Below are 22,391 nucleotides of genomic sequence, written 5' to 3' on the forward strand. Positions count from 1 at the left end.
CATGGCCGACGCATCCCCTTCCTCCGCGGACCGGCCCGGCGCCCCCGCCACCACGGGGCACGAGTGGGACGGGATCCGGGAATACAACAACCCGCTGCCGCGCTGGTGGCTGTACGGGCTGTACGCGACGATCGTCTGGGCGGTGGGGTACTGGATCGCCTATCCGGCCTGGCCGCTCGTGGCCGATCACAGCCGCGGGCTGCTGGGCTATTCGAGCCGGGCGGCGGTGCTGGCGGAGCTGGCGCAGACCCGGCAGGCGCGGGCGCTGCTGGGCCAGGACCGGCTGGCGGCGGCGGAGCTGGGCGCGATCGCGGCGGATCCGGGGCTGCGGGCGCTGGCGCAGGCCACCGGCCAGGCGGCGTTCGGGGACAATTGCGCGGGCTGCCACGGCAGCGCGGCCACGGGCCGGCTGGGCTATCCGAACCTGCAGGACGACGACTGGCTCTGGGGCGGGACGCTGGAGGAGATCGCCCGGACGATCCGGGTGGGGATCCGCTCGGGCCATGCCGAGACCCGCGCGGGCGAGATGCCGGCCTTCGGGCGGGACGGGCTCTTGACGCGGGCGGAGATCGCGACGGTGGCCAACTACGTGCTGTCCTGGTCGGGCCGGGCCTTCGCCGCGGATCTGAGCCTGGCCACGGGCGCCGAGCTCTTCGCCCAGAACTGCGCGGCCTGCCACGGCGAGCAGGGCCGGGGCAATCCGGAGCTCGGCGCGCCGAACCTGACCGATGCGGTCTGGCTGTACGGCGCTGCGCCCCCGCAGGTGACGGCGACGATCAGCGGCGGCCGCGCGGGGGTGATGCCGAGCTGGGAGGGCCGGCTCGACACCGCCACCATCAAGTCCCTCGCCGTCTACCTGCACAGCCTCGGCGGCGGGAAATAGTACGGTTTCCGATCCGATTCCTTCCGAGACGAGTCCGCGCGGGGAACCCCTCTCCCGTGCGGGAGAGGGGCAGGCGATCGAAGATCGCGCGTGAGGGCCCAGGTGGTTCGGCAAGTATCCTGAACCGGGCCGCTGCCAGCACCGCCGTCTTGGTTTTATTCTGAAGGGTCCGGGACCCTCACGTGGGATCTTCGATCCCCATACCCCTCTCCCGCACGGGAGAGGGGATCCCGCGGTTCCCGCGCCCTCTTGTCTCCGAACAGATCAACCGGAAACCGTATCTTTGGACATGATCGTTGGTATCCGCCCCTTTCCCGGGCGCATGCAGCGCCAGCGGAAGGAGATCCAGGAAAGATAAAGGGAGCACCGCACGGATGATGCGCGATGCGCCGCGTGCAGCCAGGACGCCGAGGCAGCTCCGAGACAGGAACCAGTCCCCGCTCACCACAGCAGCGGGTGGAGATACACCTCGACGCGGTCGCCCTCCTCCACGCCGGCCGCATCCTCGGGCAGTTCCGCCAAGCCGTCGCTGCCGGTGAGCGAGGTCAGCACGCCCGCCCCGTCGCGCGGGAACTTGACGGCCTCAACGGTGCCGTCGGGTGCCCGCCGCAGCGAGACGCGCACGTACTCCCGCCGCCCCGTCTTCTTGCGGTAGCGGAAGGCCGCCCGGGCGGGCTGGGAGGGAGGCGGCGCGAGGGTCGCCCCCGAGAGACGGGCGAGGAGCGGGCGTACCACGAAGAGCAGGGTGACGTAGACCGCGACCGGATTGCCGGGCAGGCCGACGAAGGCCGCGTCATCGATGAGGCCCATCGCCACCGGCCGGCCGGGCTTGATGGCGAGCCGCCAGAAGACGAGGCGGCCGATCGCCTCGACCGCCGCCTTCACGTGGTCCTCCTCGCCGGTGGAGACGCCGCCCGAGGTCAGGATGAGGTCGTGCTCCCGAGCCGCCGCGGCGAGGTGCTCGCGCAAGATGCCGGGCTCGTCCCGCAGGATGCCGAGATCCGACACCGCGGTGCCGAGGCGGCGCAGGAGCGTGACCAGGAGCACGCGGTTCGAGTCGTGGATCGCGCCCGGGCGCAGGGCGGCACCGGGCTCGGCGAGCTCGTCGCCGGTCGAGAACACCGCGACCCGCAAGGGGCGGCGCACGGGCAGCGCCGCATGCCCGGTGGCGGCCGCGAGCGCGAGGTCGGGCGGCGAGAGGCGTCGGCCCGCCGGGATCACCACGGCGCCGCGGCCGATATCCTCGCCGGCCGGGCGCCGGTTCGCACCGCGCCTGAGGCCCGCGGGCAGCACGACGGTGTCGCCCTCGACGCGCACATCCTCCTGCATGAAGACCGTATCGGCCTCCGCCGGCATCGGCGCGCCCGTGAAGATCCGTACCGCCGCGCCCGCCGCCGCGACGCCCGTTTCGGCCCGGCCGGCCGCGAGCCGCCCGCGCAGGGGCAGGCTCGTCTCGCCCTCGGGCGCGAGATCGGCGAAGCGGACTGCGAAACCATCGACCGCGGAATTGTCGAAGGGGGGCAGGTCGAGGAGCGCCCGCACCGCCTCGGCGGCGATGCGGCCATCCGCCTGCCCGAGCGGCAGGGTCTCGACGCCGGCCACCACCGGCAGCCGCTCGGCGATCAGGGAGGCGGCGGCATCGACCGAGAGCAGCGGGCCCCCGAAGGCGAAGCAATCGTCACTGAGTTGCGCCATGAACCCCTAGCCTCTCGAGAACCGTGCGGAGCGGCTCCGCCCGGGCCAGCACCGCCGCGGCGATCGCCTCGACGTCGTCGAGGGGCAGCACCGGCACGGCGGCGTCCGGGAAGGGGACGTCGCTCGCCACCGCCACGATGCGCGGATCCTCCGGATGGAGCGGCGGCCGGCCATTCGCTTCGCGAAAGACTTCGAGCTTCGGATGCGCCTCGCGCTTGAAGCCCTCGACCAGCACGATGTCGCAGGGGCCGAGGCGCCCCAGCAGCGCGGCCAGGGTGGCCTCCGGCCCCTCCCCGACCTCATGGATCTGCACCCAGCGCCGCGCCGAAGACACGATCACCTCGCTCGCCCCGGCCTCGCGGTGGAGGTAGGAATCCTTGCCGGGCTGGTCCACGTCGAAGGCGTGATGGGCGTGCTTGAGGGTGGCGATGCGCAAGCCGCGCGCCGTCAGCGCCGGGATGAGGCGCCGCAGCAGCGTCGTCTTGCCGGCGCCGCTCCAGCCGGCGAGGCCGATCACCCGCATCAGCCGCCCTCCGCCGGCGCGAAGCCGAGCTCGCGCAGATCCGCCTGCATCTCCGGCGCGGCGAGCAGCGCCAGGAAGGTCGCCAGCGCCGGGTCGTCGCGCCGCTCCGCCCGGTAGGCGAAGTCGTAATGCTCCTCGGTGAGCGGTAGGAAGCCCAGGCCGTAGGCGCGCGCCACCGTCGCGATGGCGACGCCCCAATCGGCCCGGCCCTGCGCGACGGCCGCCGCCACGGCGTTGTGCGAGCGCGGCTGGTTCCAGTAGCCGGCGGGCCGCGCGCCCCCGAGCAGGCCCTCGATGAGCGCCCGGGTGCCGGCGCCGGTGTTGCGGTTGACCATCACGGCATCCGGATCGGCGAGGAGGAGGCGCACCGCTTGCGACGCATCGAGCCCGGCGAAGCGCGGGTCGCCCTGGCGAAAAACCACGCCCTGCAGGCGGCGCCAGCCGGGCGCCAGGGCGAGACCGGCGGTGAGGAAGGGCGCGTTGTAGCGGCCGGTCTCCGGATCGAGGAGGTGGAGGCTCGCAAGGTCGCATTCGCCGCGCTTGAGGGCGGCGAGCCCGCCCGCCGAGCCGACCCAGATGGTCCGCGCCCGCAGGCCCCGCTCGGCAAGGCGCCCGACCAGGCGGTCGAGCCCGAGGCAATGGCTGCCGAACAGGGTCAGGTCGGGCGGCCTCACGCCGGCGCCGAGCCGGGTGACCGCGACCCGCTCACCCGCCTCCAGGCCGGCGCGCGCCGCCGGAACAGCAAAAAACCCGTCCGCCTGCGAGAAGGCCGTGATGGTGCCGGAGCCCTTGCCGAGGGGCAGCGCGACCAGGCCCGCCGCGCCCTTCGCAAGGGAGGCCATGACGAATTCGGTGCGGCCGAGTTCGGAGGCGAGGCGCTGGGGCAGCACCGCCTCGACGCGGCTCTCCTCGCGGGGCGGCAGGCCGGCAAGCGCCCGGATCAGCGGCACCACGAATTCGTGGAAGGTGAACATCGCCGAGGTCGGGAAGCCCGGCAGCACCACCACCGCCTTCGTGCCGACGGCGGCAAGGCACAAAGGCTTGCCCGGCTTGAGCGCCACCCCGTGCACCAGGATGCCGGGAGCGCCGAGCCGCGACAGGATGCGGTGTGAGACGTCCCCGGCTCCCTTCGAGGTGCCCCCCGAGAGCACCACCATGTCCGCCTCCGCGAGGCCCGCGTGGAGCGCCGCCGCGAGCGCCGCCTCGTCGTCCCGCACGATGCCGCGGGGCAGCGCCTCGCCGCCATTCTCGGCGACGGCAGCCGCCACGATGGCGCCGTTCGAGTCGTAGATGCCAGCCGGCGGCAGGGCCTCGCCCGGCGCCACGAGCTCGTCGCCGGTCGAGATCACGGCGATGCGCGGGCGGCGCACCACCGCGACCTCGGCGAGGCCGCAGGCAGCCAGCATGCCGATCTCGCGGGCGGTGACCACGATGCCCTGCCGCAGCACGGTCTCGCCGCGGGCCATGTCGGCCCCCGCATAGCCCACGAACTGGCCGGGCGCCGCCGGGCGTCCAAGATCGATGGCGGGCGCCTCGTCCTCGACGTATTCGGTGACCTCGACCATCACGACGGCATCCGCCCCGCGCGGCAGCACCCCGCCCGTGGCGATCGGGGTGGCGGTGCCGGGCGCCACCGCGAGGGTCGGGGCGACCCCGCAGGCCAGGATCTCGCGGTTGAGCCGCAGGCGGCGGGGCTCGGCCTCGCTCGCGCCCGCCGTGTCGGCGGCCCGCACCGCGAAACCATCGACCAGGGCCCGGTCGAAGGGCGGCACGTCGATGGGCGAGGCGATGTCGTGGGCGAGCACCCGGCCGAGGGCGGCGGCGAGCGGCACCGGCTCCGGGGCCAGCGGCACATGCGGCACCGCGGCCCGAAAGAGCGCCAGGGCCTGCTCGCGCGAGGCGACGGTCAGGAACTGCTCCTGGCGCGCCGCGGCGGCGAGGCGGGCGGCGAAATCGTCGGCGGGAAACGCGTCGCTCACAGGGGCAGGATCTCGACCGGGGTGCCCTTCGCATAGCCCTCGTGCTCGGGCGGCACCAGCACGGCGCCGTCGGCTCGCGCGAGGCGATGAAGCGGTATGTCGGCACCGCCGAGCGGTTCGACACCCTCGGCGGATCGCCGCACGAAGACGATCTCGGAGAGCCCGATCACCGAGGAGAGCTTGCGCAGGAGCGGGGCGGCGGGCGCAGGCGGAAGGATGCGCCCGGCAAGCGCCGCGACGAGCGGACGGCCGAGGGCGAGATAGACGGCGAGCGCGGCCTCCGGCCGCCCGGGCAGCAGGAGAACCGGACGGCCCGCGGCTACCCCGAACCCGGCCGTCTCGCCGGGCCGCAGGGCGATCCCGTGCGCGGCGACCGTTCCGGCGCGAGCGAGCCCCTCGGCGCTGCGGTCGGAGGCGCCGAACCCGGTGCCGCCGGTCGCGAAGACTGCGTCCGCCTCGGCCTCCGCCAGGGCAGCGGCGATCGCCGCCGGATCGTCCGGAACGGATCGCGTCGCCGCGACCTGGGCCGCGTCCCCGATGACGAGCGCCGCGAGGAGCGGCGAGAGCAGGTCGGATGCCTCCCCGGTCGCCACGAGGGCGATCCGCGGGCGGCGCACGGCGAGGGCGCCGATCCCGGCCGCCGCCAGAGCCAGGAGCTGAAGGGAGGAGAGCCGCTCGCCCGCCCTCGCGAGCCAGCTGCCCTCCGGGAGCTCTCCGCCGGCCGGGCGCGTGCCCTCTCCGGCGGCCGCATCGGCCACCGCCTCGCCGTCGAGCACCGCCTCGAAGGGCAGCACGGTATCGGTGCCCGGCGGCAGCGCCTCTCCGGCCTCGACTCGGGGGCTTAAGCCCGCGAGCGACACGGGCGCGTAGGGCGTTGCGCCGACGATCGCGGCCGCATCGACCGCCCAACCGTCGCGCAGGGCCGTGCGGCCCCGCGGCATCCCGCGGCCGGCGGCGAGATCGGACGCGGCGACGGCCCCGGCCGCCTCGCCGACCGGGCAGGTCTCGGGCGCCACCGGCCGGAGGCCGGCGGTCAGCCGCATCCGCGCCTCGGCAAGCGGCATCAGCACGGCGGAAGGGGAAAGGCGCGTCATGGCTGAAGGAGGTCTGTGGACATCGGCCGATCCGTGACGGACCGCGTCAGGCCGATCCGGCCCACCCGGATGCGGCATCGCGATCCCGCGATCAAGGGCAGGGATCGGAGGCGTCGTCGCCGTGCATGGTCAGGCACGCGGGCCCCCTTCCGTCCCGCCGCGAGATAGTTTAGATCTAAACTATCTCGCGGCGGGACGACCGCGGAGGATCGAGGGAGACGAGGGCCGATGCCGAGCTACAAGGCGCCCGTGGAGGATGTCCTGTTCCTCCTCAACGACGTGTTCGGGTTCGAGCGCTACAGCAACCTGCCGGGCTTCTCGGATGCGACGCCGGACGTGGTCGAGGCGATCCTCACCGAAGGCGCCAAGCTCTGCGAGGAGGTGCTGGCGCCCCTCAACCTCCCGGGCGATGCCGAGGGCTGCACCCGGCATCCGGACGGCTCGGTCACCACGCCGAAGGGGTTCAAGGCCGCCTACGCGGCTTATGCGGGCGGCGGCTGGACCGGGCTGTCGATGCCGGCCGAGTATGGCGGCCAGGGCCTGCCCGCGACGATCAACAGCGCGATCCAGGAATTCGTCTCCTCGGCCAACGTCGCCTTCGGGATGTATCCGGGCCTGACGCAGGGCGCGATGGCGGCCCTGCTCGTCCACGGCTCGGCGGAGCAGAAGCGGACCTTCCTGCCGAAGATGACCGAGGGGGTCTGGACCGGCACCATGAACCTGACCGAGCCGCATTGCGGCACGGATCTCGGCCTCCTGAAGACCCGGGCGGTGCCGAACCCGGACGGCTCCTACAGCATCACCGGCACCAAGATCTTCATCTCGGCCGGCGAGCACGACCTGTCGGAAAACATCATCCACCTCGTGCTCGCCCGCATCGAGGGCGCCCCGGCCGGCACCAAGGGCATCTCGCTCTTCGTTGTGCCGAAGCTCCTGGTGAAGGCGGACGGTTCGCTGGCTGAGCGCAACGGCGTGTCCTGCGGCTCGATCGAGCAGAAGATGGGCATCCACGCCAACGCGACCTGCGTGATGAACTACGACGGAGCCAGGGGCTGGCTCCTCGGCGAGGCGAATCGCGGCCTCAACGCGATGTTCGTGATGATGAACGAGGCGCGGCTCGCCGTCGGCATCCAGGGACTCGGCCTGTCGGAGGCCGCCTACCAGAACGCCGTCGCCTATGCGAAGGACCGGCTCCAGGGCCGCGCCCTCACCGGCGCGCAGGCGCCCGACCAGCCCGCCGACCCGATCATCGTGCATCCGGACGTGCGCCGCACGCTCCTGTCGATCCGCGCCTTCAACGAGGCCGCCCGCGCCCTGGTGATGTGGACGGCGCTCCAGGCGGATGTGGCGCACCGCGCCACCGACCCCGCCGAGCGGCAGGCGGCCGAGGACCATCTGGGCCTGATGACCCCGGTGGTGAAGGGCGTGCTGACCGATCGGGGCTTCGCCAATGCGGTAGAGGCCCAGCAGGTATTCGGCGGCCACGGCTATATCGAGGAATCGGGGATGTCGCAGTTCGTGCGCGACGCCCGCATCGCCCAGATCTACGAGGGGGCGAACGGCATCCAGGCCATGGACCTCGTCGGCCGCAAGCTGCCCCGCGACGGCGGCCGGGCGATGATGCGCTTCCTTCAGGAGGTGGAGACCTTCTGCAGGGAGAACGGTGCCGACGAGACCCTGAAGGGCTATGTCGGCCCGCTCGCCCAGGCGCTCGGCGATCTGCAGAAGGCCACGATGTGGCTGATGCAGAACGCCATGGCCAAGCCCGACAATGCGGGGGCTGCCGCCACCGACTACATGCACCTGATGGGCCTCGTGGCGCTGGGCTACATGTGGGCGCGCATCGCCAAGGCGGCGGCGGCGCGGAAGGCGGAGGGCACCAGCATCGGCGCCCGCATGGACGCCAAGCTGATGACCGGCCGCTTCTACATGGAGCGCGTGCTGCCCGAGACCGCGACCCGGCTCGCCCGCATCTCGGCCGGCGCGGAGGCCGTCATGGCGGTGCCCGCCGAGATGTTCTAGCCTGCAGGAGAGCCCGGAGCGCCGATGGCCGAACCCGACAACCTCGTGCCGGACTGCCTTCGGGCGGTCCGCGGGCCGGTCGGGCGCCTCGCCCGCATCGGGGCGGCGCGCACCTGATCCGGGCTCCCGGCCCGACGATTTCCCATCCGCCGCGCGGCCCTCGACCGGGCGGCCTCAAGACATCCTGGGACGACGCACCCATGCCCGACGCCTACATCTACGACCACGTCCGCACGCCGCGCGGCCGCGGCAAGCCCGACGGCTCCCTGCATGAGGTGACGGCGCTTCGCCTCGCCGAGACGGCCCTGCGCGCCCTCAAGGACCGCAACGGACTCGATAAGGCCGCCGTCGACGACGTGGTGCTCGGCTGCGTCGATCCGGTCGGCGAGGCCGGCGGCGACATCGCCCGGGCCGCGGCGCTCGTCGCCGATTACGGCGAGCAGGTGCCGGGGGTGCAGATCAACCGGTTCTGCGCCTCGGGCCTCGACGCGGTGAACTTCGCCGCCGCGCAGGTGATGAGCGGGCAGCACGACCTCACGGTCGGCGGCGGCGTCGAGTCGATGAGCCGTATCGGGCTTGGCGCCTCCGGCGGCGCCTGGCCGGTGGATCCATCCATCGCGGTGAAGTCCTACTTCATGCCGCAGGGCGTCTCGGCGGACCTGATCGCCACCAAGTACGGCCTCACCCGCGACCTCTGCGACGCCTATGCGGTCGAATCGCAGCAGCGCGCCGCCCGCGCTTGGCAGGAGGGCCGCTTCGCGAACGCGGTGGTGCCGGTGCGCGACGTCAACGGCCTGACCCTGCTCGCCACCGACGAGCACATGCGGCCGGGCACCGACATGCAGACGCTCGGCGCGCTCAAGCCCTCCTTTGCCCAGATGGCGCAGATGGGGGGCTTCGAGGCGGTGGCCATCGCGGCCCATCCGGAGGTCGAGGCCCTCGACCATGTCCACCATCCGGGCAATTCCTCCGGCATCGTCGACGGCGCCGCCGCGGTGCTGATCGGCTCGAAGGAGGCGGGAACCGCCGCGGGCCTCAAAGCCCGCGCCCGTATCCGGGCCTTCGCCAATATCGGCTCCGATCCGGCGCTGATGCTGACCGGGCCGATCGACGTGACCCGCAAGGTGCTGAAGCGCGCCGGCATGTCGCTTGCCGACATCGACCTCATCGAGATCAACGAGGCCTTCGCCTCGGTGGTCCTGCGCTTCCAGCAGGCCTTCGACCTCGATCCGGAGAAGGTCAACGTGAATGGCGGCGCCATCGCCATGGGCCATCCGCTCGGGGCCACCGGCGCGATGATCCTCGGCACCGCGCTCGACGAGCTGGAGCGCACCGGCCGGTCGACGGCCCTGGTGACGCTCTGCATCGGCGCCGGCATGGGGACCGCAACCATCATCGAGCGGGTCTGAACCGGCTCGCTGGGGCGGCGGACACGGGTTCCGTGTCCAGCGGACACGATTCCAGTCCGAAGGGGGTGCTTGACGCTGGCGCCGCCACCGGGCCTTCGGTCGGCGGCCTTCCCAAGCCACTCAACAGGAAACGCTCATGACCAAGTTGCTTCCCCTCCTCGGCCTCGCGCTCGCGCTCGCAAGCCCGTCGGCGCTGGCGAACGACCGCGCGGCGCTCGCCCGCACCATCATCGAGCGGACCGTCGCCAAGAATCTCGGCCTCGCCTTCAAGCAGGCCGAGGAGCGCTCGCTGGCCTCGCTGCCCGCCGAGAAGGCCGACAGGCTGCGCCCCGAGCTCGACAAGGGATTCGAGCAGGAGCGCGCCAAACTCGTGGACGAACTGTCGAAGGAATACGCCCAGAAGTTCAGCGACGACGAGCTGAAGCAGCTCCTGAAGATCTACGACGATCCCGTCTACCAGAAGTTCCAGGCGGTGAACGCGGACCCGAACTCGCTGGTGTCGAGCATCACCAAGGATGCGGTGACGCGGATGATGAACATGCTGGCGCTCGCGACCATGGCCCAGCAGCAGCCGCAGCCGGGTGCCGGCCCGGCCCCGAAACAGCCCTGACCGGAACCCCTCCGCGGCCGGCTCGCCCCGCCGCGGAGGGCCGCTCCAGGTCCTTGAGTTAAGGACGCCCCGATGGACCTCACGAACTTCCGCTTCGAGACCGATTCCGACGGCATCGCGCTCGCGACCTGGGACATGCCCGGCCGCTCGATGAACGTCATCACCCCGGAGGTGATCGCCGAGCTCGACCGGATCGTCGACGCGGTGGCGGCTGACGCGTCCATCAAGGGCTGCGTCATCACCTCGGGCAAGGATGCCTTCTCGGGCGGCGCCGACCTGACGATGCTGCAGGGGCTCGGGGCGGAATATGCCCGGCTCGCGCGGGAGCGCGGCGAGGAGGAGGCCATGCGCTTCTTCTTCGAGGAATCGCGCCGCCTCACGCTCCTCTACCGGAAGCTCGAGACCTGCGGGAAGCCCTTCGCGGCGGCCGTGCACGGCGCCTGCCTCGGGGGCGCCTTCGAGCTGGCGCTGGCCTGCCACCACCGCATCCTCTCGGATGACGACAAGACCCGCGTCGGCCTGCCCGAGATCAAGGTCGGGCTGTTCCCGGGCGCCGGCGGCACCCAGCGCGTCGCCCGCCTGATGCAGACCGGCGACGCCCTCCAGATGCTGTTCAAGGGCGAGCAAATCCGCCCGCTCATGGCCCGCAATATGGGCCTCGTCCATGCGGTCGCCAAACGCGAGGAGATCGTCGATCAGGCCAAGGCCTGGATCAAGAACGGCGGCTCGGCCGTCGCGCCCTGGGACCAGCCGAAGTTCAAGGCGCCCTCGGGCAAGGTCTACTCGCCCGCCGGCATGATGACCTGGCCGCCCGCCAACGCCATCTACCGCCGCGAGACCCACGACAACTACCCGGCCGCGAAGGCGATCCTGCAATCCGTCTACGAGGGCCTGCAGCTGCCGATGGATCTCGCGCTCAAGGTCGAGAGCCGCTACTTCGCCAAGATCCTGCGCTCGCCGGAAGCCGCGGCGATGATCCGCTCGCTCTTCATCTCGATGGGCGAACTCAACAAGGGCGCCCGGCGCCCCGCCTCAGTCGGTCCCGTCAGCCTGAAGCGCGTCGGCGTCGTCGGCGCCGGCTTCATGGGCGCAGGGATTGCCTATGTCACGGCCCAGGCCGGACTGGAGGTCGTCCTCATCGACCAGTCGGTCGAGGCGGCCGAGAAGGGCAAGGCCTACGCCCACAAGCTCGTCACCGACCAGATCATGAAGGGGCGCGCCAAGACCGCGGATCGGGACGCGCTCCTCGCCCGCATCACCGCCACGGCCGATTATGCGGCGCTTTCGGGCTGCGACCTCGTGATCGAGGCGGTGTTCGAGGACCCGACGGTCAAGGCCGAGGTCATCGCCAAGGTCGAGGCGGCGATCCCCCCCGGGGCCATCTTCGCCTCCAACACCTCCACGCTGCCGATCACCGGCCTGGCCAAGGCGTCGAGCCGGCCCGACCAGTTCATCGGCATCCACTTCTTCTCGCCGGTCGAGAAGATGATGCTGGTCGAGATCATCATGGGCCGGGCAACCGGCGAGCGGGCGCTCGCCGCTTCCCTCGACTACGTGCGAGCGATCAAGAAGACGCCGATCGTGGTCAACGATGCCCGCGGCTTCTTCGCCAACCGCTGCGTCGGCGCCTATATACTCGAAGGGCACCTGATGCTCGCCGAGGGCGTGCCGGCCGCGATGATCGAGAATGCCGGCCGGCAGGCCGGCATGCCGGTGGGTCCGCTCTCCCTCAACGACGAGGTCGGCGTCGACCTCGGGCTGAAGATCCTGAAGGCCACCAAGGCGCAGCTCGGGGACGGCGCGGTCAACCCGGTGCAGGAGCGCATCCTCACGGCGCTCGTCGAGCGGGAAGGCCGGCTCGGACGCAAGAACCGCAAGGGCTTCTACGACTATCCCGAGGCCGGGCCGAAGCGGCTCTGGCCCGGCCTCGCGGATCTGGCCGGCGCGCGCCTCGACCCCGACGCGGTGGATTTCTTCGAGCTGAAGCAGCGCCTCCTGGTGGCGCAGGCGGTCGAGGCCGCCCGGGTCTACGGCGAGGGCGTGGTGACGGATCCGCGCGAGGCCGATGTCGGTTCGATCCTCGGCTTCGGCTTTGCGCCCTTCACGGGCGGCGTCCTGTCCTACATCGACGGGATGGGCGCGCGGCGTTTCGTGGAGTTGTGCCGGCGCCTGGAGGCCAGGCACGGCGGCCGCTTCACGCCGCCCGGCAACCTGATTGCCATGGCGGAGACGGGCGGGGGATTCTATCGCCCTGCCGAAACGCAGGCGGCCTGACTGCCACAACGGCCCGGCCGCCGCAGCCGCCAGCCGGCTGAGACGAACCGACGTCAGACTGCCCTCCCGGGCGGCGTCGCAGCCGCGAGGACGGGCGGCGATGAGCGGGTTCGAGTCACGGTCCGGCGTGCGGCGGGCGGTCCTCGTATTGGTGCGACGCCGCCGAGGCCGGCTCGGCACGGTTGCGCGGCCGAGGAGTGACCGCCCGCGGCGAGGCATGGGGGGCGACCGATCGGACCGCGCCGTCCCCGCACGAGATGGATCACGCCAAGACAGCTCCCGTCATCGCGTTGCATCAGTTGCACGGCGCATTGCTTCGATCTTGTTCAGCAGATCGAATCCTTAACGATTGCACTGCACCAATCCGGTCCCAGAGCCCGCAGACCCATCATGGATCGGGCTGCCGCAGGAGCCCTCCCTTGTCCTTCGATCGTCTCTCCATTCGTGCAAAGCTGGTGGCGGCCTTCGCCGTCCTCACGGCGCTCATGATCGGCCTCGGCTGTATCAGCCTTGCGGGATTGACGCGGATCGACACGCTTCTCCAGCGGGTTCAGAAGGACCGGCTTCCGAGCGTACGGACGGCCGGCGAGATCGATGCGCTGACCGGCCGCTACAACACCAGCCTGATTCGTCATCTTCTGACCACCGACGAGAAGAGCCTCGCCGGCGTCGATGCCGATCTCGCGCAGCGCCGCGCCAAGCTCGACGAGGCGACGACGCGCTACCTCCCGCTCATCGGCAGCGATGCGGAACGCACCCTCTTCGAGACCTTCCGGCGCGACTGGCAAGCCTTCCTCGGCGTTGCCGACGCCATGACGACCCTCTCCCGCTCCGGGCAGAAGGCCGAGGCGCTGGCGCTCTACGAGGCCAAGGGCGTGGCCTCGCGGCGCGAGGCCTCGGTGGCCCTCGACAGGCTCATCAGCCTCAACAACGAGGGCGCGGCGCAGGCCGAGCGCGAGGCGACGGCGCTCTATGGCGAGATGACGACCTGGGTGCTGTCCGCAGCGGGCGGCGCGATCCTGCTCTCGGTCATCCTCGCCGCCCTCATCACCCGCGGCATCACCCGCGGCATCGCGTCGATCCTGCGCCCGATGCAGGCCCTCGCCGAGGGCGACCTCGCGATCACCGTCCCGCATCAGGGCGCCCGCACCGAGATCGGCCGCATCGCCGATGCGGTCCAGGTCTTCAAGGAGGCGCTCTTGCGGATGCGGGCGCTGGAGGCCGAGACCGCCGCGGCGCGAGCGGATGCCGAGACCCAGCGCCGGGCGGCGATGCGCGAGATGGCGGACGGGTTCGAGGCCGCCGTCGGCGGCATTCTCGGCACGGTCACGGCGGCGGCCGCCCAGCTTCAGGCGACCGCCCACGGCATGACCCAGAACGCCTCCGAGACCGCCAGCCGCTCCGCCACCGTGGCCGCCGCCGCCGAGGAGGCGGCCGCGAACGTCACTACCGTCTCGGCTGCGACGGAGGAACTCGGCGCCTCGGTGCAGGAGATCGGCCGGCAGGTGCATGGCTCGGCCGAACTCGCCCGAGCAGCGGTCGCCGAGGCGGGCCAGACCGCCTCCGTGGTGCAGGACCTGAGCCGGGCCGCGGCGGAGATCGGCGACGTGGTCGCGATGATCTCGACCATCGCGGGCCAGACCAACCTGCTGGCGCTCAACGCCACCATTGAGGCGGCGCGGGCCGGCGAGGCCGGCCGCGGCTTCGCGGTGGTCGCCGCCGAGGTCAAGGAACTCGCCGGCCAGACCGCGCGGGCGACCGAGCAGATCACCGGCCAGATCGGCCGCATCCAGGGCTCGACCGGTGAGGCCGTGGCGGCGATCGGCCGGATCACCGGCGTCATCCGGCAGATCAGCGAGGTCTCGGGCTCGATCGCGGCGGCGGTGGAGGAGCAGGGCGCGGCCACCCAGGAGATCGTGCGCAACGTCACCCAGGCGGCGGTCGGAACGAGCGACGTCACGGCGACGATCGGCGCGGTCGCGGGCGCCGCGGAAGAGACCGGGGCCGCCGCCGCGCAGGTGCTGGCCTCGGCCTCCGACCTGTCCCGGCAATCCGAGCGGCTGAGCGGCGAGGTCGTCCACTTCCTGGCCACCGTGCGGGCGGCGTGATGCCGCCCGCCTGACCAGTCAGGCCAGCGCCGCCGTCACCTCGATCTCGACCTTCATCTCCAGCCGCAGCAGGCCCGCCACGACGAGGAGCGTCGCGGCGGGCCTGATCTCGCCCATCACCCGGCCGCACACGGCGACCACTGCCTCCGCATGGCTGCGCTCGGTGACGTAGTAGGTCGCCCGCGCCACCTGCTCCAGGGAGGAGCCGGCTTCGGCGAGGACTGCCGCGATGGTCCGCCAGCACGCCTCCGCCTGTGCGGCCGGATCCTCCGGCATGCTCATGGTGGCGTAGTCGTAGCCCGTCGTCCCGGCGACGAACACGAAGCCGCCCTGCACCACGGCCCGGGAATACCCGTAGGCCCGCTCGAAGGGCGAGCCGCCGTCGACCTGCCTGCGCATCTCCAAGTCCATCCCGGTCCCCATCGGCCGCCAATGGCACGATACGCGAGCAGGTGAGTTTCGCGATGTCCTCGATGCGGGTCGGGCCGGCGCGGAACTCTGCTCCGTCCCATCCCGCTCCCTCTGTCCCGGACGACTGCAGCGTCAGCGGAAGAAGATCCGGGAACCAGCACGAGGACTCGCCGCGAAGCGGCTCCGCATGTCTTCACCGTGGCTGACCAGCGGTCGCTGTGCGACGTCCTGTGCTGGGTCCCGGGTCGCACTCCGCTGACGCTGCATGCGCCCGGGAAAGCATCTGTGTTTGGCGTCAAGCCTGTTGGGGCTGATTTGGCGTCCAGAGGCGGTCCTGAGCGATGAGGCTGTTGGCCAGCACGGCGAGCTTGCGGGCCACGGCGATGATGGCGCACTTTGGCTTCTTGCCGTTGGCGATCAGGCGTTCGTGGAAGGCTTTCAGGCCGGCGTTGTGGCGGGCGGCCGAGAGCGCCGCGAGGTAGAGGACGCGGCGCACGGGCGGGCGGCCGCCCCAGATGACCCGCACGCCCTGGCGCGCGCCGGAATCGTCGGCGACCGGCGCCAGGCCCGCCAGCAGGCCGATCTGCCGGCTGCTGCAGGTGCCCAGCTCGGCCAGGCTGGCCACCAGGGTGGCCGCGATCGTGTCCCCGATCGAGGGGATCGAGACCAGGATGGCATGCCGCCGGGCCAGTCCGGGATCGGCCGCGATGAGCCGGCGGATCTCGCCGGCAAGGGCCTCGATGTCCGCGGCGATCCTGGCCAGACGGTCCTGGAGCTGGCGGATCAGGAACGGGCTTGCGGCCGCGGCCAGCTGGTTCTTGAGGGCGGTTTGTTCGGCCACGGCGCTGTCGCGGGCCGCGACCAGTTCCTGGAGCGCTTCGAGCGCGTCCGAGGCCGGCGGGCGCTGCGGGGGGGCCATCACCGCGGCAAACTGCGCCAGCACGCGGGCATCGAGCCGATCGGTCTTGGCCCAGATGCCTTGCGCCTTGGCGAACATGCGCACCCGAAACGGATCGACGACGGCGACCGGCAGGCCCGAGGCATGCAGGCTGCGGCGGGTCTGGCGGTGCCACTTGCCGGTGGCCTCGACCACGACCAGCCCCAGAGCAAAGCGCCCAAGCCAGCGCTTGAGCTGCCGGATGCCGACCTCGGTATTGGCGAACCGCTGGGCTTGGCCGGAGGGGAGGACGTGGACGTCGAGCCAGCTCTTGCTGACGTCGATCCCCACGCTAGACTTGCCCGCGGTCTCTTGTTTGGACACTTCCTTGCCTTGCATACGGGACTTGCTCCCCAGCATCTGTTCAGGACAAGAGCCAGAGGGCGGCCGGATCCTGCTTTCCCACGGTGCCAATCCTAGAGGGAGATCGATCCCGGCCGCCCGCGTCGCGGCCGGTGGCCACCGGCCGCGACGCACCTCACAGCTTGGTGCGCTGGTCGGCCCGTCAAACATGCAAGAGGGAGCGGGAGGCCGGGCGCGCCGATCGTCGACCGTCTCCGAACCAAGCGTTCGGAGACGGTCTCACGCGGCCGCGAGCTGGCCGAGATGCGCCGTGAGGTCGACTGCCTCGCCGGCGGCGTTCACCGTCTCGAAATAGTCGTGCCACCCGGACGCGGCGATGCCCTCCACCAGCGCGTCCAGGGCCGAGCGGTCAGGCGCTCGCCACACGGCGAAGAATCGCTGTCCGGCGGAGTTGGCGACATCTCCGGCGATCTCGCCGAAGGCCAGCGGTTCGATGCCGAGCGCCAGGATCGCGCCCATCCCCTCGCCGATTCGGGAGAAGACGGCCTGCCGCGCATCCGCGTCGAGCCGGAGCCAAGCGGGCTTCGGCGCATAGAGCTCGATCAGCATGTGGTGCATGAGGGCGGGTCCTTCTCGGCGGGAGTGATTCTGTCGATGGAGCGGAGGGCGCGGCGGGCGATCCGCCCGGTGACCGGTGCGGGGTGGCCGGACAGCCAATCGTCGATCACGCCGCGGACCCAGTCCGGGCGCGTCTTCGCCGCATCGTTCAGCCAGTTGCCGACCGAGTTCTGGACATAGGCGGACGGATCCGCCCTCAGAGGGTCGAGCAGCGCCCGTCCCGGCTGCGGATCGGCCTTCAGCGCGGCGAGATGGCGGCACCAGACGCCGCGGGGGCGCGTCGCCTCGCAGGCGAAACGGCGGATGCGCTCGGACGGGTCGCCGGTCCAGCCCGTGAGGCCGGCAAAGGCAGCGTCGAGGTCGGCCGCGATGGCAGGGCGGACGGCGAGCCACGCCCATTCCCGAACCCCGAAATGGTGGTCATCCGCGAGCGGGCGGATCGCCGTCAGCCTCTCGGGGAGCGGCATGTCGCGCGCGCCGATCATGAAGCAGGCCCAGCCGCGCACCGTATCGCTCGGATGCGCGGCAAGGAGCGCGATCTCGGCCGGGCCGAGCCGGTCGAGTAGCAGATGGCCCATCGCCGTCATGCGCGCCAGGATTCCGCTCCCCGACAGCGCCTCCACCTCGGCGCGGCACTCGGATGCGAGCGCAGGGAAGACCGCCCGCAGCAGCGCCGGACAATCGACCGCCAGCACCTCGGCCAGGGTCGCGGTTTCCCGTAAGCCCGCCTGGATGGCGGCGAGCCGGTCGGGCAGCGGGCTCATGCCTCGGCCCTCCCGTCCGCTTCGGCACCGGTGCCCGTGCGCTCAAAGGCCCGCGCGAGGAGGCGGCTCAGCACCGCGCGCTCCTCCCCGGAGAGGTCCGAGAACAGCGAGCCGATCCACCGACCATGCTCGGCGATGAGATCCTTCGCCAGCCGGCGGCCCTCTGGTGTCAGCCGCACGACGAGCCTGCGGCGGTCTTCATCGTGCGAGAGGCGCCGAACGAAGCCGGCGCGTTCGAGGCCATCGAGCAGTCCCGTCACCGTGCCGCGGGTGACGCCGGCCCGATCCGCCAGTTCGTGCGGCGACAGCCCGTCCTCTGCATCCTCCAGCAGGAACAGGAGAACGAACTTGCCTTCCGACAGGCCGTGCGGCCCAAGGCGCGCCGCACAGTCGCGATCGATGGCGGCGGCGAGCGCCAGCACCTCGAAGCAAAGGCGCATCTCCTCGACCGGGGCCGCATCATCGGCAGCCGCCCTGGCCAGCAAGGCCGCGTATTTCCGTTCGAGCGTTATCATACGCCGCCATACTATATGGCGCCTTACCATATGGCAACGCCACGCGCGGAGATATCCTCCGGACCGTATCGCGCTCGCCGAAGCCGGCTCCCGCCGAACCCCACGATGAGCTGGCGGCATCGAGGGCGATAGCGGCGCTGGACCGCTCGTCGTTGCCCCGGATGGCCCGGCACCAAACAAAAAAGCCCGCCCGGACGGGGGCGTCCGGGCGGGCAGCATCAGGCTGCGGGAGAGCCTACTCCGCCGCGACCTTCTGGGCCGTCTTGCCGTCCGAATAGGTCTCGGCGGCGAGGCGCTTGTGCGGGGCGACGCGGCCCGGGAGCGGCGGCAGGGCCTTGGCCTTCTCCAGGTCGATCCCAGCGCCCTCCGCCACGCGGCGGCCGTAATCCTCGTCGGCGTGCCAGAAGTGCCAGACCATCCGCAGCTGGATCGGCTCCGGGCATTCCTTCATGTCCGCCACGAGGTTGGCGATCAGGTCCTCGCGCTCCCAATCCTCGAAGGTGCGGTAGCGCTCCCCGGCCTGGGTGTAGTCGTCCTCGGTCCGGCTGGTCTGGTAGCGGCCGAGATTGCCGGTCACCGGCTGGTGGTAGTCCTTGGCGAGCTTCGGCGCCTCGCGCAGGCCCTCGGCCAGGGTGCTCGGCTCGTAGTTGATGTGCTTGTTCGGGCCGGTGCCGTCGACCGTGTAGGTCATCTGGCCGTCGCGCTGGTTCGAATAGACCTTCACGCCGGGCTGCGGCGCGTTGATCGGCAGCTGCAGGTAGTTCGGGCCGACGCGGTAGCGCTGCGTGTCCGAGTAGGACAGGGTCCGGCCCTGCAGCATCTTGTCGTCCGAGAAGTCGATGCCGTCGACGAGCACGCCGGTACCGAAGGCCGATTGCTCAACCTCCGCGAAGAAGTTGTCCGGCACGCGGTCGAGCACCATGCGGCCGCACTTCAGGAGCGGGAACTGGTCCTCGGGCCAGCGCTTGGTGTCGTCCAGCGGATCGAACGAGAGGTGGTCGTTCGGGCCGTCCGGCATGATCTGCACGGCGAATTCCCATTCGGGGAAGTTGCCCGCCATGATGTTGTCGTAGAGATCCTTGGTCGCGTGGCCGACATCCTGCGCCTGGATCTCGGCGGCCTGCCGGTTGGTCAGGTTCCGCACGCCCTGCTTGGGGATCCAGTGGAACTTGACGAGGTGCGCCACGCCCTCGGCGTTGACGAGCTTGTAGGTGTTGACGCCCGAGCCTTCCATCTCGCGGTAATTGGCCGGGATGCCCCAGGGCGACTTCAGCCAGGTCACCATGTGGATCGACTCGGGGTGCTGCGCCACGAAGTCGTAGAAGCGCCACGCCTCCTGGCGGTTCGTCACCGGATCGGGCTTGAACGCGTGGATCATGTCCGGGAACTTGATGGCGTCCCGGATGAAGAAGACCTTGAGGTTGTTGCCGACGAGGTCCCAGTTGCCCTCGACGGTCTTGAGCTTCACGGCGAAGCCGCGCGGGTCGCGGGCGGTCTCGGGGGATTCCTTGGCGCCGGCCACGGTCGAGAAGCGTACGAAGACCGGGGTCTTCACGCCGGTCTCGTTGAGGACGCGGGCGCGGGTGTACTTGGAGGCCGGCTCGTCGCCGATCTTGCCATAAGCCTCGAAATAGCCGTGAGCACCGGCGCCGCGGGCGTGCACCACGCGCTCGGGGATCCGCTCGCGGTCGAAATGCGTGATCTTCTCGATGAACTGGTAGTTCTCGAGCGTCGCGGGTCCCCGTTCGCCGACCGTGCGCAGGCTCTGATTGTCGCGGACCGGATGGCCCTGGCGGGTCGTCAGGATGGGGCGTTGATCGCTCATGAAGCCTCCTCTTGAACCGAAGGGCGCGACGCCGGCTCGCAGGGAAAGATCGGCACCGCGCGAGGACGGCTGACATAGGGTCGGGGGGCGTCGGCCCCAACCGCCCTTAGAACCGTTCTCGCCTCGGCTTATGGCCCGCACATGACCGCATGGCCAATGCATCGTTGCGAAATCAATGATAGACAGCGCCTATGAACCTTGCCGGCCTGTCCCTTCGCGATCTCGAATATGTCGTTGCCGTCGCTGACGAAAACCACTTCGGGCGGGCGGCCGAGCGCTGCAATGTCAGCCAGCCGACGCTCAGCGTTCAGGTGCGCAAGCTGGAGGAGGCGCTCGGGCTGACGATCTTCGAGCGCACGAACCGGCGGGTGCTGCTGACCCCGGGCGGCCAGGTTTTGGTGCGGCAGGCCCGGGCCGTGCTGGCCGAGGCGCACCGCCTGCTGCTTCTGGCCCGCGAGGGCCACGGCGCCCCCCTCGCCGGCCGGCTGGTGCTCGCGGCGATCCAGACCCTCGGCCCCTATCTCTTCCCTCTGGTGCTGCGCCAGCTGCGCCAGGACTTCCCGCAACTCGCGCTCGCGCTCAGCGAGGGGCGCACCGCCGAGATCCTGGAGGGGCTACGCGAGGGCCGGCTCGACGCCGCCCTCGTCTCGCTGCCGATCGCCGAGGCGGGACTGACCGTGGTGCCGCTGTTCCGCGAGCCGTTCCTGCTCGCCTGTCCGGCCGATCACGCCTTCGCGGTCGGGGATGCGCCGCAGGCCGCCGACCTCGCCGGGCGTGACCTGCTCCTCCTCGACGAGGGCAACTGCCTGCGCGATCAGGCGGTGGCGGCCTGCGGGGCCGGCCCGGGGGCGGGGCGGCACGCCACCAGCCTGGAGACCCTGCGCTCCATGGTGGCGGCGGGCGCCGGCTACACGCTCCTGCCGGCGCTCGCCGTGCCGAGCGGCCCGGATCCGAGCGGCCTCACGGTCTGCCGGCACTTCGCCGAGGGCGGCCCCGACCGCGTGATCGCCCTCGCATGGCGCTCCAGCGATCCGCGCGGCGAGGGGCTGGGGCGGCTCGCGACGTTCTTCCGGGCGCATGCACCGGGTGCAACGCTTGCCTGCAGCGACGCGGAGGCGCCCGGTTCGGCATGACAGGGCCATGATTCGCCGCTAGAGCAGGGTCCGTTCACGGTGGAACGGATCCTGCTCCAGGTTTTTGATTTCGCCGCATTTTCTGCGACGAACCGGGATCCACTTCGTCGGAAAATGCTCTAGCGACCCTCTGCGTCGTCCCCCGACGGATCCGCTTCCGGATCGGGCGCGGGCGGCCAAAAGATGCTTGCCATGAAGCCTGCCGACCTGGACCTCCGCCGATCCGTCGCGTACGCGGCCCCGCAATGGATCGGCCTCGTCGCCGCGTCGGCGGGCCTCTCCGTGGTCCTCTCCGCGGCGGGATTCCCGGCCGCCCTGCTGCTCGGGCCGATGCTCGCCGCGATCGGCTTCGGGGTGTCGGGCGCGGCGATCCGGGTGCCGAAGGCCGGCTTCCTCGCCGCGCAGGCGCTGATCGGCTGCCTCGTGGCCCATGCGGTCAACGCCTCCATCGTGCGGACACTGATGGCGGACGGAATCCTGATGCTCGCCGTGGTCGGCGTGACGGTGCTGGCGAGCGCCTCCGTGGGCTGGCTCCTCACCCGCATCCGGCTCCTGCCCGGCACCACCGCGGCCTGGGGCTCCTCGCCGGGCGCCGCCGCCGCCATGGTGGCCATGGCGGAGGAATACGGCGCCGATCCGCGCCTCGTCGCCTTCATGCAGTACCTGCGCGTCGCCTGCGTGGCGCTGTCGGCCTCGATCGTGGCGCGGCTTTTCGTCGGCGACGCACCGGCCGGCCTGCCGGCCCCCGTCGGCGCGCCCGAGCCGGGCGCCGTGCTGGCGACCCTGGCGGTCGCGGCCCTCGGGGCGTGGCTCGGCCGCAGGCTCAACATCCCGTCCGGCGCCATGATCGGACCGCTGGTGATCGGCGCGACACTCCACGCCACGGGTCAGGCCAGCATGAGCCTGCCCGACTGGCTGCTCGCCCTCGCCTATGCGGCGGTCGGCTGGACGGTCGGGCTGCGCTTCACCCGGGCGACCGTGCGCGCGACCCTCTACGCCCTGCCGGGGGTTCTGGCGGCGACCCTCGGCCTGATCGCGCTCTGCGGGGTCTGGGCCTTCGGCCTCACCTTCGTGCTGCCGATCGACCTCCTGACGGCAATCCTCGCCACGAGCCCCGGCGGCCTCGATTCGGTGGCGATCATCGCGGTGGGCTCGCGGGCGGATGTCTCCTTCGTGCTGGCCGTCCAGACGCTGCGGCTCCTCGTCGTCATCATCACCGGGCCGCTCGTCGCCAAGTGGATCTCGCGGAGCCTCGGCTGAATTGACGCCCACGCTCGCGTCGCGCGCC

At 71.5% G+C, this 22,391-nt stretch carries 18 protein-coding genes; 8 read left to right on the forward strand and 10 right to left on the reverse strand.

Going from position 1 to position 22,391, the window contains the following annotated elements; all coding sequences use genetic code 11:
• Position 1 precedes the first annotated feature (1 nt).
• A complete protein-coding gene (ccoP, locus tag MNOD_RS24730; RefSeq protein WP_015928786.1) occupies positions 2-883 on the forward strand; it encodes a cytochrome-c oxidase, cbb3-type subunit III in 882 nt (293 codons plus the stop codon).
• Positions 884-1,324: 441 nt separating this feature from the next.
• On the opposite strand, the gene MNOD_RS24735 is transcribed toward ccoP, so the two are convergent.
• The 4 genes from MNOD_RS24735 to MNOD_RS24750 are packed head-to-tail and all read right to left on the reverse strand — an operon-like array spanning position 1,325 to position 6,174.
• Positions 1,325-2,578 carry a molybdopterin molybdotransferase MoeA gene (locus tag MNOD_RS24735; protein WP_015931691.1) on the reverse strand — a complete coding sequence of 418 codons (1,254 nt, stop codon included), beginning with the start codon at positions 2,576-2,578 and terminating at the stop codon, positions 1,325-1,327.
• Positions 2,562-3,101, reverse strand: coding sequence for a molybdopterin-guanine dinucleotide biosynthesis protein B (gene mobB, locus MNOD_RS24740; protein WP_015931692.1), 540 nt, complete (start codon positions 3,099-3,101; stop codon positions 2,562-2,564). The genes MNOD_RS24735 and mobB overlap by 17 nt, the downstream gene beginning before the upstream one ends.
• Positions 3,101-5,080: a molybdopterin biosynthesis protein gene (locus tag MNOD_RS24745; protein WP_015931693.1), complete on the reverse strand. Its 1,980-nt coding sequence runs from the start codon at positions 5,078-5,080 to the stop codon at positions 3,101-3,103. The genes mobB and MNOD_RS24745 overlap by 1 nt, the downstream gene beginning before the upstream one ends.
• The gene (locus MNOD_RS24750) at positions 5,077-6,174 is read right to left on the reverse strand and encodes a molybdopterin-binding protein (RefSeq protein ID WP_043749359.1); all 1,098 of its coding nucleotides are present in this window, start codon (positions 6,172-6,174) and stop codon (positions 5,077-5,079) included. Before MNOD_RS24750 ends, MNOD_RS24745 begins: the two co-directional genes overlap by 4 nt.
• A gap of 228 nt (positions 6,175-6,402) precedes the next feature.
• Between MNOD_RS24750 and MNOD_RS24755 the strand changes: the two genes are divergently transcribed.
• The 5 genes from MNOD_RS24755 (at position 6,403) to MNOD_RS24775 (ending at position 14,597) form a co-directional block, all read left to right on the forward strand.
• Positions 6,403-8,196 carry an acyl-CoA dehydrogenase C-terminal domain-containing protein gene (locus MNOD_RS24755; protein ID WP_015931695.1) on the forward strand — a complete coding sequence of 598 codons (1,794 nt, stop codon included), beginning with the start codon at positions 6,403-6,405 and terminating at the stop codon, positions 8,194-8,196.
• A 200-nt stretch (positions 8,197-8,396) separates the two neighbouring features.
• A complete protein-coding gene (locus tag MNOD_RS24760; RefSeq protein ID WP_015931697.1) occupies positions 8,397-9,605 on the forward strand; it encodes an acetyl-CoA C-acetyltransferase in 1,209 nt (402 codons plus the stop codon).
• Positions 9,606-9,741: 136 nt separating this feature from the next.
• Complete coding sequence (locus tag MNOD_RS24765) at positions 9,742-10,215, forward strand: DUF2059 domain-containing protein (protein WP_015931698.1); 474 nt, start codon at positions 9,742-9,744, stop codon at positions 10,213-10,215.
• Positions 10,216-10,287: 72 nt separating this feature from the next.
• On the forward strand, positions 10,288-12,489 hold the full coding sequence (locus MNOD_RS24770; protein ID WP_015931699.1) for a 3-hydroxyacyl-CoA dehydrogenase NAD-binding domain-containing protein: 2,202 nt from the start codon (positions 10,288-10,290) through the stop codon (positions 12,487-12,489).
• A gap of 419 nt (positions 12,490-12,908) precedes the next feature.
• Positions 12,909-14,597 (forward strand): methyl-accepting chemotaxis protein, encoded by a 1,689-nt coding sequence (locus MNOD_RS24775; RefSeq protein ID WP_015931700.1) that lies wholly within the window; start codon positions 12,909-12,911, stop codon positions 14,595-14,597.
• 18 nt (positions 14,598-14,615) lie between these two features.
• Here the strand turns inward: MNOD_RS24775 and MNOD_RS24780 are convergent, their stop codons facing one another.
• From MNOD_RS24780 to MNOD_RS24805, 6 genes are all read right to left on the reverse strand, one after another.
• Positions 14,616-14,996, reverse strand: a complete 381-nt coding sequence (locus MNOD_RS24780; RefSeq protein ID WP_043752024.1) for a RidA family protein — start codon at positions 14,994-14,996, stop codon at positions 14,616-14,618.
• A 307-nt stretch (positions 14,997-15,303) separates the two neighbouring features.
• Positions 15,304-16,284: an IS110-like element ISMno29 family transposase gene (locus MNOD_RS24785; protein ID WP_015927424.1), complete on the reverse strand. Its 981-nt coding sequence runs from the start codon at positions 16,282-16,284 to the stop codon at positions 15,304-15,306.
• 243 nt (positions 16,285-16,527) lie between these two features.
• Complete coding sequence (locus tag MNOD_RS24790; RefSeq protein WP_015931702.1) at positions 16,528-16,866, reverse strand: DUF6616 family protein; 339 nt, start codon at positions 16,864-16,866, stop codon at positions 16,528-16,530.
• A complete protein-coding gene (locus MNOD_RS24795) occupies positions 16,851-17,630 on the reverse strand; it encodes a DNA alkylation repair protein (protein WP_015931703.1) in 780 nt (259 codons plus the stop codon). The genes MNOD_RS24790 and MNOD_RS24795 overlap by 16 nt, the downstream gene beginning before the upstream one ends.
• Positions 17,627-18,145 carry a MarR family winged helix-turn-helix transcriptional regulator gene (locus MNOD_RS24800; RefSeq protein ID WP_015931704.1) on the reverse strand — a complete coding sequence of 173 codons (519 nt, stop codon included), beginning with the start codon at positions 18,143-18,145 and terminating at the stop codon, positions 17,627-17,629. The genes MNOD_RS24795 and MNOD_RS24800 overlap by 4 nt, the downstream gene beginning before the upstream one ends.
• 235 nt (positions 18,146-18,380) lie before the next feature.
• Complete coding sequence (locus MNOD_RS24805; protein ID WP_015931705.1) at positions 18,381-19,970, reverse strand: catalase; 1,590 nt, start codon at positions 19,968-19,970, stop codon at positions 18,381-18,383.
• A 191-nt stretch (positions 19,971-20,161) separates the two neighbouring features.
• Here MNOD_RS24805 and MNOD_RS24810 point away from each other — a divergent pair, with 191 nt between their 5' ends.
• Positions 20,162-21,103, forward strand: coding sequence for a LysR substrate-binding domain-containing protein (locus MNOD_RS24810; RefSeq protein ID WP_015931706.1), 942 nt, complete (start codon positions 20,162-20,164; stop codon positions 21,101-21,103).
• Between the two features lie 192 nt (positions 21,104-21,295).
• Positions 21,296-22,363 (forward strand): AbrB family transcriptional regulator, encoded by a 1,068-nt coding sequence (locus MNOD_RS24815; protein WP_043749363.1) that lies wholly within the window; start codon positions 21,296-21,298, stop codon positions 22,361-22,363.
• The last annotated feature ends 28 nt before the right edge of the window (positions 22,364-22,391 follow it).

It is taken from the genome of Methylobacterium nodulans ORS 2060, from assembly GCF_000022085.1.
GTDB classification, from domain to species: Bacteria; Pseudomonadota; Alphaproteobacteria; order Rhizobiales; family Beijerinckiaceae; genus Methylobacterium; species Methylobacterium nodulans.